This window comes from Bradyrhizobium sp. JYMT SZCCT0180 (assembly GCF_018130165.1).
Lineage (GTDB): Bacteria > Pseudomonadota > Alphaproteobacteria > Rhizobiales > Xanthobacteraceae > Bradyrhizobium.
In genome coordinates, this window is the sequence record NZ_JAFCLZ010000019.1 from 176,266 (window position 1) to 191,405 (window position 15,140).

Annotated in this window: 12 protein-coding genes; 9 read left to right on the plus strand and 3 right to left on the minus strand. The window is 62.9% G+C overall.

Features of this window, described 5'->3' with window-relative positions; all coding sequences use genetic code 11:
- Positions 1–14 precede the first annotated feature (14 nt).
- Complete coding sequence (locus JQ641_RS26770) at positions 15–977, plus strand: Bug family tripartite tricarboxylate transporter substrate binding protein (RefSeq protein ID WP_211998862.1); 963 nt, start codon at positions 15–17, stop codon at positions 975–977.
- A 20-nt stretch (positions 978–997) separates the two neighbouring features.
- Here the strand turns inward: JQ641_RS26770 and JQ641_RS26775 are convergent, their stop codons facing one another.
- From JQ641_RS26775 to JQ641_RS26785, 3 genes are all read right to left on the minus strand, one after another.
- Positions 998–1,591: an amino acid synthesis family protein gene (locus JQ641_RS26775; RefSeq protein WP_211998863.1), complete on the minus strand. Its 594-nt coding sequence runs from the start codon at positions 1,589–1,591 to the stop codon at positions 998–1,000.
- Between the two features lie 4 nt (positions 1,592–1,595).
- Positions 1,596–2,450 (minus strand): fumarylacetoacetate hydrolase family protein, encoded by an 855-nt coding sequence (locus JQ641_RS26780; protein ID WP_211998864.1) that lies wholly within the window; start codon positions 2,448–2,450, stop codon positions 1,596–1,598.
- Positions 2,451–2,577: 127 nt separating this feature from the next.
- Positions 2,578–3,279 carry a GntR family transcriptional regulator gene (locus JQ641_RS26785; protein ID WP_211998865.1) on the minus strand — a complete coding sequence of 234 codons (702 nt, stop codon included), beginning with the start codon at positions 3,277–3,279 and terminating at the stop codon, positions 2,578–2,580.
- Between the two features lie 115 nt (positions 3,280–3,394).
- Between JQ641_RS26785 and JQ641_RS26790 the strand changes: the two genes are divergently transcribed.
- The 8 genes from JQ641_RS26790 to JQ641_RS26825 all read left to right on the plus strand — a co-directional run bounded on the left by JQ641_RS26790 (position 3,395) and on the right by JQ641_RS26825 (position 14,394).
- A complete protein-coding gene (locus tag JQ641_RS26790; protein WP_211998866.1) occupies positions 3,395–4,390 on the plus strand; it encodes a zinc-dependent alcohol dehydrogenase family protein in 996 nt (331 codons plus the stop codon).
- Between the two features lie 14 nt (positions 4,391–4,404).
- Positions 4,405–5,313 carry a VOC family protein gene (locus tag JQ641_RS26795; RefSeq protein WP_249150720.1) on the plus strand — a complete coding sequence of 303 codons (909 nt, stop codon included), beginning with the start codon at positions 4,405–4,407 and terminating at the stop codon, positions 5,311–5,313.
- Between the two features lie 58 nt (positions 5,314–5,371).
- On the plus strand, positions 5,372–6,379 hold the full coding sequence (locus JQ641_RS26800; RefSeq protein WP_249150722.1) for a Bug family tripartite tricarboxylate transporter substrate binding protein: 1,008 nt from the start codon (positions 5,372–5,374) through the stop codon (positions 6,377–6,379).
- Positions 6,380–6,503: 124 nt separating this feature from the next.
- Entirely contained in the window at positions 6,504–8,144 is a 1,641-nt protein-coding gene (pgm, locus tag JQ641_RS26805; protein ID WP_211998868.1) for a phosphoglucomutase (alpha-D-glucose-1,6-bisphosphate-dependent), read from the plus strand.
- 326 nt (positions 8,145–8,470) lie between these two features.
- The gene (locus JQ641_RS26810; protein WP_211998869.1) at positions 8,471–10,180 is read left to right on the plus strand and encodes an outer membrane beta-barrel protein; all 1,710 of its coding nucleotides are present in this window, start codon (positions 8,471–8,473) and stop codon (positions 10,178–10,180) included.
- 188 nt (positions 10,181–10,368) lie between these two features.
- A complete protein-coding gene (locus JQ641_RS26815; RefSeq protein WP_211998870.1) occupies positions 10,369–11,571 on the plus strand; it encodes an MFS transporter in 1,203 nt (400 codons plus the stop codon).
- A complete protein-coding gene (locus JQ641_RS26820; protein ID WP_349628625.1) occupies positions 11,556–13,316 on the plus strand; it encodes a gamma-glutamyltransferase family protein in 1,761 nt (586 codons plus the stop codon). The genes JQ641_RS26815 and JQ641_RS26820 overlap by 16 nt, the downstream gene beginning before the upstream one ends.
- A 202-nt stretch (positions 13,317–13,518) precedes the next feature.
- Positions 13,519–14,394: a dihydrodipicolinate synthase family protein gene (locus JQ641_RS26825; protein WP_211998871.1), complete on the plus strand. Its 876-nt coding sequence runs from the start codon at positions 13,519–13,521 to the stop codon at positions 14,392–14,394.
- The last annotated feature ends 746 nt before the right edge of the window (positions 14,395–15,140 follow it).

The window sequence follows — 15,140 nt, forward strand, 5'->3', positions numbered from 1 at the left end:
GAGAGGAAACCGTCATGCTGAGATCTGCAAAATGGGCCGCGGGATTGCTGGCTTTGCTATGGAGTTGCGCGGCGGTTGCGCAGTCCTATCCGTCGAGGCCGGTGCGGATCATCGTGCCGTACCAGGCGGGCCAGGGCACCGACGTGGTGGCGCGATATTTCGCCGAGCAATTGTCGCGGACGATGGGCCAGCGGTTCTATGTCGAGAACAAGCCGGGCGCCGGCGGCAACATTGGCGCCGAGCAGGCGGCGCGTTCGGACGCCGACGGATACACGCTGATGATGGGCACCAACGCCACCCAGAGCATGAACGAGTTCATGTACGCATCGCCGGGATTCGATCCGGCCAGGGATTTTGCGCCGATCATCCTGGTGGGCAAGCTGCCCATGGTGCTCGCGGCCAACCCGTCGTTTTCAGGAAATTCGCTGGCCGACCTGATTGCCACGGCGAAGGCGACGCCCGACAAGGTCGACATCGCGCTACCGAGCACGACGGCCCGCATCGTCTTCGAGTTCCTGAAGGGGCGGAGCGGGGCGTCCTTGTTCTCCGTGCCCTACAAGGGATCGGCGACGGCGACGACCGACGTCCTCGGCGGCCAGGTGCCGCTGATCATCGACACGGTGACGGCGCTGCGTGGCCATGTCGCCGGCGGCAAGCTGAAGGCGCTCGGGATCACCTCGCTGAAATCGACCGAGCTGATGCCGGGTGTGAAATCCATCGCCGAGCAGGGTGTAGCCGACTTCGAGGTGACCGCCTGGAATGCGTTCTACGCCCCGCGCGACACGCCGCAGCCGATCGTCGATCTCCTGAACAAGGAACTGGCCAAGGCGCTTGCCGAGCCGGAAACGAAGAAGCGCCTGCTGGAACTCGGATTTGATCCCGGCGGCGGAACGCCCGCCGAGCTGACCCAGTTCGAAAAACGGGAGCGGCTCAAATGGGGTCCGCTGATCAAGGAGACAGGCCTGCAGGGCGGCTGAGCGAACAGCCAGACAGCAAGTCAGCGCTGGCCGTCATGGACTGAAATCGCATCGGCCGACAATCCGCCGATGCGGGCGTGCGGCCGGCCGCCGGTTGCCATGACGAGGCCGAACGCAATTTCGTCGCGGCGTGGCGCGTCCCACATTGTCATCTCGGCGGTGGCGAAGTGGCTGCGCACATAGGCGGCGTGGATGTGGCCGAGCGGAACCATCAGGCGGGTGCCCGGGCCGCCGATCGTTTTTGCCGCGGGAACGATGGCCTTGGGCTGGCCGAGCACCTCGCGCATGCCCTGGCCGCCGGCCTCGTGCCACACTGCGCCATGCTCCAGCTCGCCGTCCTCGCCGACGACGATGCCCTTTCCATAGGCCTCGATCATGGCGCCGCCGCCGAGCTGTGCGATCAGTCCCGTTGCGAGCTCGCGGCCGAGTTCGCGGAGTGACGCCTGGAACGGCAACAGGTCCGGTTCGTAGCGCCCGGCAAAGGGATTGCGGATCACCGCGATCGCCGTGCCGACGAGCAGCGGCATTGCCAGCCGCGGCCCACGCTCGTGCCAGATTGTCTCGACGCTCAGCGAGGTCTTGCGGATTTCATAGGCGACGGCAGATGGCGTCATCGGTTCACTCGTCGATGACGGGATTGCGGAGCACGCCGATCTGTTCGATCTCGACCTCGACGACGTCGCCGGGCTTGAGGAAAATCGGCGGCTTACGCGTGAAGCCGACGCCGGCCGGCGTGCCTGTCGCGATGACGTCGCCCGGCACGAGGTCGAAAATGGTCGACGAATATTCGATCAGCCGCGGGATCGAGAAGATCAGCATTGACGTGTTGCTCGACTGCACCGTCTCGCCATTAACGCGGGTTTCGAGCTTCAGATTGGTTGGATCGCTGACTTCTTCAGGCGTCACCAGCCATGGGCCGAACGGGCCGGTGCCGACGAAATTCTTGCCGGACGCGATCTGCTGCGCATGCCGTTGCCAGTCGCGGACGCTGACGTCGTTGTAGATCGAATAACCGGCGACATGGCTCCAGGCATCGGCCTGGCTGATGTGGCGGCCGCCCTTGCCGATCACGACGGCGAGCTCGCCCTCCCAGTCCAGATTGTCGGAGACTTTTGGCCGGATCACCGGTGCGTTGTGCGCGACCTGCGAGCGCCACACCCGCAGGAAGATCGGCGGAAACTCGGTGATCTCGCGCTTCATGCCGAATGCGACCGCCTCGTTGTGGTGATCGAGGTAGTTGCGCACGGCACAGACGATCTTTTCCGGCCGCGGGATCACAGGCAGAAAATTGATCTCGCTCAGTTTTAGGTCCGGCTTGTGGGCGGCGGCGATCTGCTCCCGCTCGGCGAATTTCGCGCTGCCGATGAAATCCGCCAGCGTCCCGCCGAGCACCTTGCCGAGGTCGATGACCTCGTCGCCGCGCACGGCGCCCCAGGTTTCGGTCTGCTGCCGCAGGAAAGAGATGAGCTTCATGAACGCGATCCTCGGACTCTGATTTAAGATTTCCGTAAAAGACACTATTTTCGAAAATTAAACAAGCGGAATTCAGTTTCGGCTCGGGAGCGCGCATTTCCGCGCGGTCGCCGAGGCCCGATCGGGTTCAATTCTGGCTGAACAATTCCGAAGCGTGTTTGATGACGTTGTCGGTGGTGCTCTGGATGTGTTTTGCGATCAGCTCGCAGGCGCGGTCGGCATCGCGGCCGACGGCGGCCTTCATCAGCGCACGGTGCTCGCCGGCCTTGTCGCGCGGACGTGGCCGGAACCTTGCCGAGATATTGCGATAGCGCTCGGCGCGTTCGAACAGTGATTGCCGGATGCCAAGCAGGGTTGGCGAGCCGCATGCCGCGACCAGGGATTCGTGAAACTCCCGATGCGCCGCCTTCCATTCCGGATTGTCGGCGTAGTCCTCGATCTCGCGCCCCTCGATGATTCCAAGCCGGTGAATCGACGAAATAACCGCGATTTCCCAGTCATCATCGCCATTTTCGATCGAGCGGCGGATCAAATCGACCTCGATCAGGATGCGGGCGCGCGTCAGGTCGATCAGATCCGAAAGGCTGATCGGCGCCACCTTGAAGCCGCGCTGCTCCTCGGCCACCACCAGCCCCTCGGCGGCAAGACACGTCAGCGCCTCGCGCAGTGTCGTGAAGCTCGCGCCATAGGCCAGCCGCAGCGTATCGAATTTCAGCACCTCGCCGGGCTTGAGCCGGCAGGTCACGATCTCGTTGCGCATCCGGTGCGCGATGTCGGACGCCAGCGTCTTGCCGAATTCCTTTCGGCGCTTGAAGGCCGTCACGTTCATATTGGAATCGCTCTCCGATCGCCTTCGAGTCTATCGAGGCGAGAATGCTGTTGCAATAATTTTCGTAAGCGGTAGTATTTTCGAAAATCTGGTTCTGGGGGCGATGGGAGCGCGCATGAAGGCTGTCTTGGTACATCGCCCGGGAGGGCCGGACGCCCTGGAATATCAGGACGTCCCGATGCCTGTGCCCGGCGAAACCGATGTGCTGATCCGGGCCGAAACCTTCGGGGTCGGGCAGCCGGACAAGCTGATCCGCAGCGGCGTCTACAAATGGATGCCGCCGTTGCCGGCCAACCCCGGCAACGACGTGGCGGGCCGGATCGAGGCCGTCGGCAGCGCCGTCCGCGATATCAAGGTCGGACACAAGGTGCTGCTAAGCGCCCGCGATCTGGCGCAGCGCGGTGGCTGCTACGCCGAGATGGTCGCAGCCCCGGCGGATGCCGTCCATCTGCTGCCCGAGCAGGTTGATCTCGAAACCGCGGTTTGCCTTGCCAACTACCAGGTGGCGTGGGCGCTGTTGAATGAATGCGGATCGGCGCGTCCGCCGAAATCGGTGCTCGTCATCGGCGCGGCCGGCGGCGTCGGCTCATCGCTGGTGCAACTGGCGAAGCTGGCGGGCATGACCGTGATCGGCACCGTCAGCTCGGAGGAGAAGGCGGTCTTCGCCAGCGCCATGGGCGCCGACGGCATCATCTACTATCGCGGCGAAGACGTCGTCGCGCGCGTGCGTGAACTGACCGGCGGGCGCGGCGTCGATCTGGTGCTCGATCACGTCGGCGGTCCTGATTTCTTCAGTCATCTGCGCGCACTGGCCAAGTGGGGAACGGTGGTTTCCTACAACGCGTTCGACGGCCTGCCGACGCAGAACATGATGGAGGAGATGCGCAAGCATCTCGACGTCTGCCCCGCGATCCGCTGTTTCTCGTTTCACATCTACGACCACGACCGCGAAGGCCGCCGCGCCATCATGAAGCGCATGATCGGCCATCTGGCTGACGGCAGCATCAAGCCGGCGGTTTTCGCGCGCTTCAAGCTGTCCGAAGTGCGGCAGGCGCACGAGCTGCTGGATTCGGGCAAGGCGCTCGGCAAGATCATCATGACGCGCGACTGACGGGGATGGTTACGATGATAAAGGTCAAACGCATCAGGCACGCGACGTTCGCGACCGCCGATATCGAACAGCAGATCGAATATTATCAGGGGATCATCGGTCTCGGCGTCGTCGAACGGCGGGCCGATCGCGCGCTGTTCGCCTCCGAAGCCGGTGAACTGACGCTGGTTCTGGAGCAGGATACGGCGTCATCCTGCAAGGCCATGGCGTTCGAGATCGCTCCCAATGTCGAACTCGGGGACGTCGGCAAGCAGCTCAGCGATCTCGGCATCAAATCCGAACTCCGCTCCGATCCCGTGCCGGGAATACCGCGGACGCTGGTTTTCTCAGACGTCGACGGCCGGCAGATCGAGCTGTTCACGCAGTGGCAATTCACCGCGCCGAGCGAACAGGCGCGGGGCATTGTCGTGAACAAGCTCGGCCACATGGCGCTGTACGCGCCCGATCCGGACCGGACCGCAAAATTCTATGCCGACGTTCTGGGTTTCCGCGATTCGGACCGGATCGAGGAGAACTTCGTCTTCATGCGCTGCGGCTTCGAGCATCATGCGATTAACTTCGCGCGCGGCACTGACGCGCGGCTGCATCACATGGCGTTCGAACTGCGCGATGCATCGCACATGCAGCAGGCTTGCGACCTGCTCGGGCGCCGAAAGATCCCGCTGTTGTGGGGACCGGTGCGGCACGGCCCCGGCCACAACATCGCGACCTATCATCGCGATCCCGACGGCTATCTGATCGAGCTGTTCTACGACATGGACCGCATGGCCGACGAGGAACTCGGCTATTTCGAACCGCGTCCCTGGCATCGCGACCGGCCGCAGCGGCCGAAGACCTGGATCGGATTGCCGCGCGACATCTGGGGCGTCGGCCCGTCGCCTGAGGCGGCGGAGTTTTCGCCGAAGATGCGCGGCGGGAAATAAGCGCGCGGAACTTTCACGGCCAACAAGAACACAGTGATCGATACGGGGAGAGACGAAAATGCCGGGATCAGCGCGCAGTTCAGTTCGTCGTCATTCGTTCGGGCGACTGTTCGCTATGCTGTTGATCGCCACGATCGCGGGATCAATTAGCGCGGCCTCCGCGCAGGATTATCCGACCCGGCCGATCCGGCTTCTCCACGGTTTCGCCGCCGGCGGCGCCGCCGACACGCTGTCGCGCATCCTGGCGAACGGGCTCTCCAAACGGCTGGGCCAGCCGATCGTGATCGAGGCCAAGCCGGGTTCGGGCGGCAATCTCGCCGCGGCCCAGATCGCCAAGGCTGAGCCCGACGGCTACACGATCGGGCTCGTCACCGGCGCCCACGCCATATCGCCGGCACTCTACAAGTCGCTGCCTTACGATTCCGTCGAGAGCTTTGAGATGATCTCGACCGCCGTCTACTACGCGCTCGTGATCGCGGTTCGCGCCGATTACGAGGCCAAATCACTTGGCGAATTGATCGCGCTCGCGAGAGCAAAACCCGGCGAGCTCAATTATGCTTCCGTTGGATTTGGCAGCACCCATCATCTGGCCGGCGCGCTTCTGGAAACCACGGCCGGCATCAAGATGGTGCACGTTCCCTATCGCGGCGATTCGCTTACCGTCACCGCGCTGCTCGGCGGCGAGATTCCAATGATCGTGGGAACGCCGGTGCTGTTGGCGCCGCAGATCGAGAGCGGGGCCATTCGCGGGCTCGCCGTCACATCACCCGGGCGCAGCAAGCTCTTGCCGAATGTTCCCACGGCCGATGAATCCGGCGTCAAGGGATTTGATGTGCGCACCTGGGCCGGGCTGCTGGCGCCGAAGGGCACACCGCCGGCGATCGTCAAGCGCCTTAACAAGGCCGTTCTGGAAACCCTCGCTGATCCCGAAACCAGGGCGGCGCTGGAGACCGCGATCGGCGGCGACGTGCAGGGCAGCACGCCGGAGGAGATGCGCGCGCTGATTCAGTCGCAAATCGTGAAGTGGGCTGACGTGATCAAGACGGCGAATATTCCGCGGCTGTGACGATCAAGGCATCGTCATGGCGGCCCTGCTTGCATTTCCGGCAGGGTGAGCGGCCGAAAGCGCCTTTGTCGCTGCCGTCCTTTCGCGTATATGTCCGCAGACACACTCCTTCCTGAGAGGCCATGTGACTGCAACCAATCCTGCCGCGGGCAAACCGGTCGGTTCCGCTGATCTCGTCAATGTTCCGCGCCTGGTGACGGCCTATTTCGCCGGAAAGCCCGATCCGGCCGATCCCGCGCAGCGCGTTGCCTTCGGCACCTCGGGTCATCGCGGCACGTCGCTGAAAAACTCCTTCAACGAAAACCACATTCTGGCGACGACGCAGGCGATCTGCGATTACCGCCGCGAAACCGGGCTGACCGGTCCGCTGTTCATCGGCATCGACACCCACGCGCTGGCGGAATCGGCGCTGGTGAGCGCGGTGGAAGTGTTTGCCGCCAACGGCGTCGATATCATGATCGACGATCGCGGCGGCTACACGCCGACGCCGGTCATCTCGCACGCGATCCTGAGCTACAACAAGGGCCGGACAAGCGGCCTTGCCGATGGCGTCGTCATCACGCCGTCGCATAATCCACCCGAGGACGGCGGCTACAAGTACAACCCGCCGCATGGCGGTCCGGCCGATACCGATGTCACGGCCAGGGTGGAAAAAGCCGCGAACGCCTTTATGGCGGCGGACATGAAGGGCGTGGCGCGTATGCCGTATGAGCGCGCCCGCAAGGCGCCGACGACGCATCTGCATGATTATATCCGCCCCTATGTCGCCGACCTCGGCAACGCCGTGGACATGGCGCTGATCAAATCATCCGGCGTGAAGATCGGCATCGATCCGCTCGGCGGCGCCGCCGTGCATTACTGGCAGCCGCTCATCGAGCACTACGGCATCAACGCCACTGTTGTGAACGAAATCGTCGATCCCACGTTCCGTTTCATGACCGCGGACTGGGACGGCAAGATCCGGATGGATTGCTCGTCGCCTTACGCGATGGCGAGCCTGATCCAGATGCGCGACAGGTTCGACGTCGCCTTCGCCAACGATACCGATGCCGATCGCCACGGCATCGTGACGCGTACCGGCGGCCTGATGAACCCGAACCATTTCCTCGCCGCTGCGATCGCCTATCTGTTCGAGCACCGGCCGCAATGGGGCAGGGATGCCGCGATCGGCAAGACCATCGTTTCCAGTTCGATCATCGACCGCGTCGCGAAGAAGCTGAACCGCAAGCTGGTCGAGACCCCCGTCGGATTCAAATGGTTCGTCGACGGCCTCGGCAGCGGCGCATTCGGCTTTGCCGGCGAGGAAAGCGCCGGCGCCTCGTTCCTCAAACGCGATGGATCAGTTTGGACCACCGACAAGGACGGCGTCGTGATGGGGCTGCTCGCAGCCGAAATCCTCGCCAAGACCGGCCGCAATCCCAGCGAGTTGTTTGCCGGATTGACCGCCGAACTCGGCACGCCCGTCTACGCGCGGATCGACGTGCCGGCGACGCCGAAGCAGAAGAACGCGCTGAAAGCGCTCGGGCCGGATCAACTCGGCATGAAGGAAATGGCCGGCGAGCCGGTGACGGCGATCCGGACCAAGGCGCCCGGCAACGATCAGCCGTTCGGCGGCATCAAGGTCGAGACCGCTCAGGGCTGGTTCGCGGCACGGCCGTCCGGCACCGAAGACGTCTACAAGATCTACGCCGAAAGTTTCCGCGACAAGGATCATCTCGGCAAGATTCAGGATGATGCCAAGGCCGCGATCGCCAAGGCGTTCTGATAAAGCGCGGTCTCATTTCCGTCATGGCCGGGCATAGCCGTCTGAAGGACGGCGTCGCTTCCGCTCGCCTATGTCCCGGCCATCCACGCCTTCCTTGCTTTCAGACTGAAGACGTGGATGCCCGGCACCCGTCTCCGCCAGGGCTTCGACGGGGCCACGAGCGGTTGGCCCGCCGAAGCTTTAGCGAAGGCGGCAAGGCCGGGCATGACGAGATACAAAATGAAACGAAATATTAGGGTTACCCAATCGTCAACGCTTATGGTTTTTTAAGTATTTCGACCGACCTTGGTTGCCGGCTGTAGCCGGTAACAGTTTGGGTTGAGTCGATGAAGACAATCTCAGTTGCGCTTCTTGGTCTGCTGTTGGGCGCCAGTCTCCCGGGCGCCAATCCCGCCAGGGCGGCAGACATGCCTGATGTCATTCCGGCCTATGCCGCGGCGTGGTCCTGGACCGGCTTTTATGCCGGCGCGCATCTCGGCGCCGGCTCCGCCAATGCGCAGTTTTCCGATCCGGCAGGCCCGCCGATTTATGGCGGAGCCGTCCGAAGCCCTTCGTTCCTTGGCGGCGGGCAGGCCGGTTACAACTGGCAAATTCCAAACTCGAATTTTGTTCTCGGCGTCGAGGGCGATGTCTCCGGCTTTATCGCCGACGGCAGCGCAACCTGCCTGGCATCGTCAGGCTTCTTTATCTCCGCGAACTGCAGGGTTCGTCAGGGTCTCGGCGGCAGCCTGACCGGCCGCGTCGGCTGGGCCGCGGGCGCCCAGGGGCGCACGTTGCTCTATGCCAAGGGCGGCGGCGCCTGGTTGCAGGAGAAGATCGACATCACGTCCAATCCGCTGATTTTTCCCTCGACGGTCTTCGACGGCACGCGATGGGGATGGACCGCCGGTGCCGGCGTGGAACGGGCGATCACGCCGGCCTGGTCGTTCAGGCTGGAATATGACTACGCGCGTTTCGGCGCCGTCAACGTCGCCACGCCGGAAAGCTTCGTCCAGGTTCTGCCGCCGTTCAACAACGGCTATCTTCGCACCGCGGGCGGCACGACCGCGGTCAGCCAGGACCTGCAAACCGTCAAGATGGGCCTGAACTACAAGTTCGGCGTTGACGGCGATGCGAGGTTTCAGCCGACGGAATCGGAATACCGCCTGAGAGGCGCCACCGATGCGGGCGTCATCCCCGCCATCGAAGTCGAAATCGGCGGGCGCACCTGGTACTCATCCGGCCGCTTCCAGAAAGATCTCGGCGCCACCGCCAATCCATCGCTGCAGAACGTGCTGGTCTCGCGGCTCACCTACGACACCACGGCGGCATCGGGCGAGGTGTTCGGCCGCCTCGACACTTCGCAGAACTTCTTCCTCAAGGGTTTTGTCGGTGGCGGAAAGATCGTGTCGGGCAAGATGCACGACGAGGATTGGCTGATCTTCAATGGAACGGTGCCCTATTCGAACACGCTCTCGACCGTGAGCGGCGACATCGGCTACGCCACGATCGACGTCGGCTATTCGTTGTTTCGCGGACCCAGCGCCAATGTGGGCGGCTTCATCGGCTACAATTACTACCGCGAGGACAAATCGGCCTTTGGCTGCGTCCAGATCGCCAATCCCTATTCCGCCTGCGTTCCCTCGATACCGAACTCCACGCTCGCCATCACCGAAAACAACAAGTGGAATTCGCTCCGGGTCGGTGCGACCGGCGCCGTCAAGCTCATGGACGGTTTGACGCTGACCGCCGAAGCCGCCTATCTGCCGTTCGTGAATTTCACCGGCGTCGACAACCACGTGCTGCGGACCGACGTGGCCAACACCGTTTCCCCGGAGGCGGGCGCCGGCCACGGCATGCAGCTCGAGGCCATCCTGTCTTACGCGATCGGCAAAAACTTCAGCGTCGGTGCGGGCGGCCGCTACTGGGCGATGTGGGCCCCCGGCGCATCCACCAACATCTTCGGCACCGACTGCCCCTGCCAGACGCTGCCGGTCCGCGCGGAACGCTACGGCGGATTCATCCAGGCCTCCTACAAGCTGGATGGGTGGAAGTAACAGCTCCTTGAATCGTTCGGCCGCTCGCTCCCTCCACACCTGCACTGCAGCAAGCACGCGATGGACGTCGGGAGCATGCGAGATGCTCATGACGCCATGATCTGGCTGAAAAGGCCTGTTCTGTCCCCCGAGCTTCCAGTAATGCAAACGTAAGGGGGCAAGTCGTCCTCCGGGGAGGAAGCGATCGCGTGAGCAACTCGCCGTTCCGGCGGATGATCGGAGCCAGCACGCCGGACTTCTGGCGTTTGTGGTATGTCGGCCTGATCGTCGCCATCGTGCGCTGGCTGGAAACCGTAGCCGTCGGGATTGTCGTCTACCAGCGCACCGATTCGGCGTTTCTGGTCTCGATGATGACTATGCTCCGCGTGCTTCCGATGGGACTCTTCGGGGTGTTTCTCGGCGCGCTTGCGGAGCGCTTTGACCGCGGCCGGGTTCTTCTCATCGTCATGCTGCTGATGATCGGCACCTCGGCAATCCTCGCAGTCCTCGACTGGACCGGACAGCTCGAGATCTGGCATCTCGCGCTCGCCAGCTTCATCAACGGGTGCGGCTGGTGCACCGACAACCCGGTGCGCCGCGTGATGATCGGTGAAGTCGTGGGCCGCGAACGGATGGGCACCGCGATGTCGCTGGACGTCGGCGCCAGCAATGCAACCAGGATGATCGGCCCCGCTCTCGGCGGATTCCTGCTTGCCTGGACCGGCATTCAAGGCGCTTTTATCCTGAGCGTGCTGATGTATTGCACCGCGCTCTGGGCGGTTCTGACCATCCGCTCGCGCATTCCGCGCACCGCAGGCTCCGGCGCCGTGCTGGCGCAGATCGCCGAAGGGCTCGCCTTGGTGCGCACCGACAAGCGGCTGATCGGCGTGCTGGTTGTGACCGTGGTCTACAATATCTTCGCCTGGCCCTTTACGAGCATGATCCCCGTCATCGGGCGCGACCGTCTGCATTTGGGACCGGAGGGCGTCGGCCTGCTGGCCAGCCTGGACGGGATCGGTGCTTTCGTCGGCGCGCTTCTGCTGGCGTTGTGGCTGACGCCGAGATGGTACGGCCGGGCCTATCTTTGTGGCGTCATCAGTTACCTGATCATGGTGGTGATATTCGCGCTGGTGCAAAGCCCGGCGCTGGCAGGCGCGGCATTGCTGCTGACCGGGCTAGGTGGCGCCGGATTTGCGACGATGCAGGCGACATTGGTCTATCTCGCCGCGCCGGCGGAAATGCGCTCGCGCATACTGGGCGTCCTGACCGTCTGCATCGGCACCGGTCCGATCGGCTTCCTGTGGTTGGGATGGCTCGCGGACCGCATCGGCTCGCACAACGCCACGGCGGTGACCGGCGTTCTTGGCTTGCTGGCCATGGCCGCGACCTGGCGCTGGTGGAAGGAGATTTGAAGGGGAACCGCTTGTTGGCGTCTCCGCTCACAGAGGCCCATGCCGATCCATCTGTTGCCAAAAGAATTCCTAGCTGCTTCGCTCGCTTGCAGCGACCGGATGTCAACTCACGGCGCCAGGGAGAGAAGAACGTGACGCACAAGGGCATGGTGGTAACTCCGCAACCCGAGGCCACAGAGGCGGGCAGGGACATCCTCGTCGCCGGCGGCAATGCGATCGATGCTGCCATCGCGGCAGCGCTGGTTCAGACAGTCGTCGACCCCATGATGTGCGGCATTGCCGGTTTCGGAAGTCTGGCTGCCTATTTCCCGTCGAAGAAGGTGCATACCTACTACGATTTCCACGCCCCTGCGCCATCAGCCGTACGGCCTGACATGTGGCAGGATCTGATCGAGGGCGAAGCGCGTGACGGATACGGTTTCATTCTCAAAGGCAACGTGAACGACATCGGTTATCAATCGATCTGCGTGCCTTCCTCGCTCCGGGCCTTTGCCGACGCGCACCGCGATCTCGGCAAATTGCCCTGGTCGGAGCTGTTTGGTCCGGCCATCGATTACGCGGAAAGCGGCTGGAACGTCCGGCCGCATGTCTACAGCTGGTGGTCGGAAGAAGGAACGATGGGCCGCGTGAGCAACGCCAATCGAATTTCATTCGTCCCATCGGCCAAGGCGCTTTATTGCAGAGCGGATGGGTCGCCGAAGCGGGTGGGAGATCGCGTCGTCAATCGTGACTATGGAAACGTGCTGCGGGTGATCGCGAAGGACGGACCCGACGCATTCTTTCGTGGCGAGATCGCCGATGCCATCGACGCGGACATGCGGGCCCACGGCGGTCTGTTGCGCCGCGCTGATCTCGAGAAGCTGCAGACCAAAAGGAACAAGCCGCTCTCCGCCACCTATCGAAACCTTCAGGTTACGACAAATCAGGCGCCCGGCGGCGGCATCATGCTGCTGGAGATGCTTCGCACGCTCGAGAATTTCGATTTGAAGTCCATAGGTCACAACAGCGTCGAATACATCAGAGTCGTTGCCGAAGCTATGAAGGCCGCAACCCGCGACAAGGACCTCTTTATCGGCGACCCTTCCTTTGTTGACGTTCCGACCGATCGTTTGATCTCGAAGGAGCACTGCGCCGAAATCGCTGAAGGCATCAAGCGTGGCGACAAGGTCAACGTGGTAAGGCTCAATGCGGGCCTGCCGAGCAAGGACACGACACAGGTTTCGATATGCGATGCCGAAGGCAACTGCATCTCGATGACCCATTCCCTTGGATTGCCATCTGGCGTGATCACCAATGGACTAGGCTTCATGTACAATGGATGCATGGGGGTCTTTGATCCCAGGCCCGGGCGCGCCGGATCGCTGGCGCCCGGAAAAGCAAGATTCTCCTCCATTTGCCCGTCGATCGTCTTCAGGGATGACAAGCCCGTCCTGGTGATCGGAGCACCTGGTGCGACCCAGATCGCCATGGGCGTGCTCCAGGTATCGCTGAACGTCCTCGATTTCGAAATGTCGATGCTGGAGGCGGTCTCAACGCCCCGCTTTTCGGCTACCAGCGATATCATCGATCTCTCGAACCGGATCCCGCGCTCCGCCGAGCGCGCGCTGAATGAGCTCGGATATCAGACGGTACGATCCGCACTCAGCCACACATTCGGTTGGGTACACGGTATCAAGATTTCTTCTCAGGGGATGGAAGGTGGTGCCGATCCCGCGACCGACGGTATGGCGCTTACGGCTGGCTGAACGGCGGCTCCATCCCGGTTTCGTTTGAGCCGGCACTTCCTTCCCTTCTCCCCTTGTGGGAGAAGGTGGCGCGCGTAGCGCGCCGGATGAGGGGTCTCTATCCGCGGAAACAGACCCCTCACCCGTCACGAACGCTTCGCGTCCGTGCCACCCTCTCCCACAAGGGGAGAGGGAGGCTTTCTGTTTAAAGGCGTTTCTCCCAATGGCTGATCTGCACGGCGTCTTTCCTTACCTCGTTTCACCGATCGATCCCGAAGGCCGCATCCGCACGGACGTGCTCGGGCGTCTCTGCGATGATCTGATCAAATCAGGCGTGCACGGGCTGACGCCGCTCGGCTCGACCGGCGAGTTCGCCTATCTCAACCAGGCGCAGCGCACCGCCGTGGTGCGGACCACGATCGAGGCCGCCAAGGGCCGCGTGCCCGTGATTGCCGGCGTCGCCTCGACCTCGACGGCCGATGCGGTGGCGCAGGCGAAGGCGTATCAGAAGCTCGGCGCCGACGGCATCCTCGCAATCCTCGAAGCCTATTTCCCGATCTCGGATGCGCAGGTGGAATCCTATTTCCGCGCCATTGCGGACGCGGTCGAGATTCCCGTCGTGATCTACACCAACCCGCAATTCCAGCGTTCGGACCTCACGCTTGACGTGATCGAGCGCCTCGCCGCCCATCCGCGCATCGGCTACATCAAGGACGCCTCGACCAATACCGGCCGGCTGCTCTCGATCATGAACCGCTGCGGCGACAGCATTAAAGTGTTTTCGGCCTCGGCCCACATTCCGGCGGCGGTGATGCTGATCGGCGGCCTCGGCTGGATGGCCGGCCCGGCCTGCATCATCCCGCGCCAGAGCGTCGAACTCTATAACCTATGCCAGACGAAGCGTTGGGACGAGGCGCTGACACTGCAGCGCAAGCTGTGGCGCATCAACGAAGCTTTTGCGCGATTCAACCTCGCCGCCTGCATCAAGGCCGGCCTGGAGATCCAGGGCTACGCCGTGGGTGACCCCGTCCCGCCGCAGGCGGCGCTGACGGCGGAGCAGCGCAAGGTGGTGGAAGCGGCGTTGAGGGATATTGGATAACGTCATTCCGGGGCGCGCGTAGCGCGAGCCCGGAATCCATTAGCCCGCAGACGCTGTCGCCCGATGGATTCTCTGATGTGCAATTGCACATCATAGCTCTCGCTTCGCGAGCCCCGGAATGACAGCTTAATCTGGACGGCGTCCTCTCCCGTCATTGCGAGCCAACGGGTCGCGCGAATGCGCGCCCGATGCCGGGCTCCGCGAAGCAATCCATATTGCGCCGAGCCGAGGAATGGATTGCTTCGCTGCGCTCGCAATGACGATGCGGTGAGAGCGCCTGCGACAAAACAACCCGACGGGCAAATCACTTCTGTTTTGCGGAAATCATGTCAGGTCAAAAGATTCCGAAAATCAAAAATATTCTTGTTGCCAATCGGCCCAAATCAGTGCGCATCTATCGCCATCCCGTCCTATCAAGAGGGGCGTCGGCCGTCGTCACGACGAGGGGCGGGTTGCGGTGGACGTAACAGTTGCGATGGACGGTCGCGGCTGAAGCGTACGCCGAAAGCGTGTGGTCCTGGCGCCCGTAACGGCGTCAAGTCTTTCGGGAGCCAACGCTTCCGAGGGGCGACGGTGGCAATAGAGGCCGTCTCACCGGGGAGAGCGCGTTATAAGCCGTAAAGCCATTGCGCAGGGAAGGCTGGGTGTTCTCCGCTGCCCTGTATGCTCGTGTGCAGCATTGTTTGCACTATTCGCACACGAGACCGCGGGTGCAGCCCGCATCCGGCATCCCCTGAGCCCTCTGA

Excerpts from the sequence above, each read along its gene's own strand:
- JQ641_RS26780 (WP_211998864.1), bottom strand. The coding sequence starts at position 2,450 with ATGAAGCTCATCTCTTTCCTGCGGCAGCAGACCGAAACCTGGGGCGCC.
- JQ641_RS26775 (WP_211998863.1), bottom strand. The coding sequence starts at position 1,591 with ATGACGCCATCTGCCGTCGCCTATGAAATCCGCAAGACCTCGCTGAGC.
- JQ641_RS26770 (WP_211998862.1), top strand. The coding sequence starts at position 15 with ATGCTGAGATCTGCAAAATGGGCCGCGGGATTGCTGGCTTTGCTATGG.
- JQ641_RS26785 (WP_211998865.1), bottom strand. The coding sequence starts at position 3,279 with ATGAACGTGACGGCCTTCAAGCGCCGAAAGGAATTCGGCAAGACGCTG.
- JQ641_RS26810 (WP_211998869.1), top strand. The coding sequence starts at position 8,471 with ATGAAGACAATCTCAGTTGCGCTTCTTGGTCTGCTGTTGGGCGCCAGT.
- JQ641_RS26790 (WP_211998866.1), top strand. The coding sequence starts at position 3,395 with ATGAAGGCTGTCTTGGTACATCGCCCGGGAGGGCCGGACGCCCTGGAA.
- JQ641_RS26800 (WP_249150722.1), top strand. The coding sequence starts at position 5,372 with ATGCCGGGATCAGCGCGCAGTTCAGTTCGTCGTCATTCGTTCGGGCGA.
- JQ641_RS26795 (WP_249150720.1), top strand. The coding sequence starts at position 4,405 with ATGATAAAGGTCAAACGCATCAGGCACGCGACGTTCGCGACCGCCGAT.
- JQ641_RS26825 (WP_211998871.1), top strand. The coding sequence starts at position 13,519 with ATGGCTGATCTGCACGGCGTCTTTCCTTACCTCGTTTCACCGATCGAT.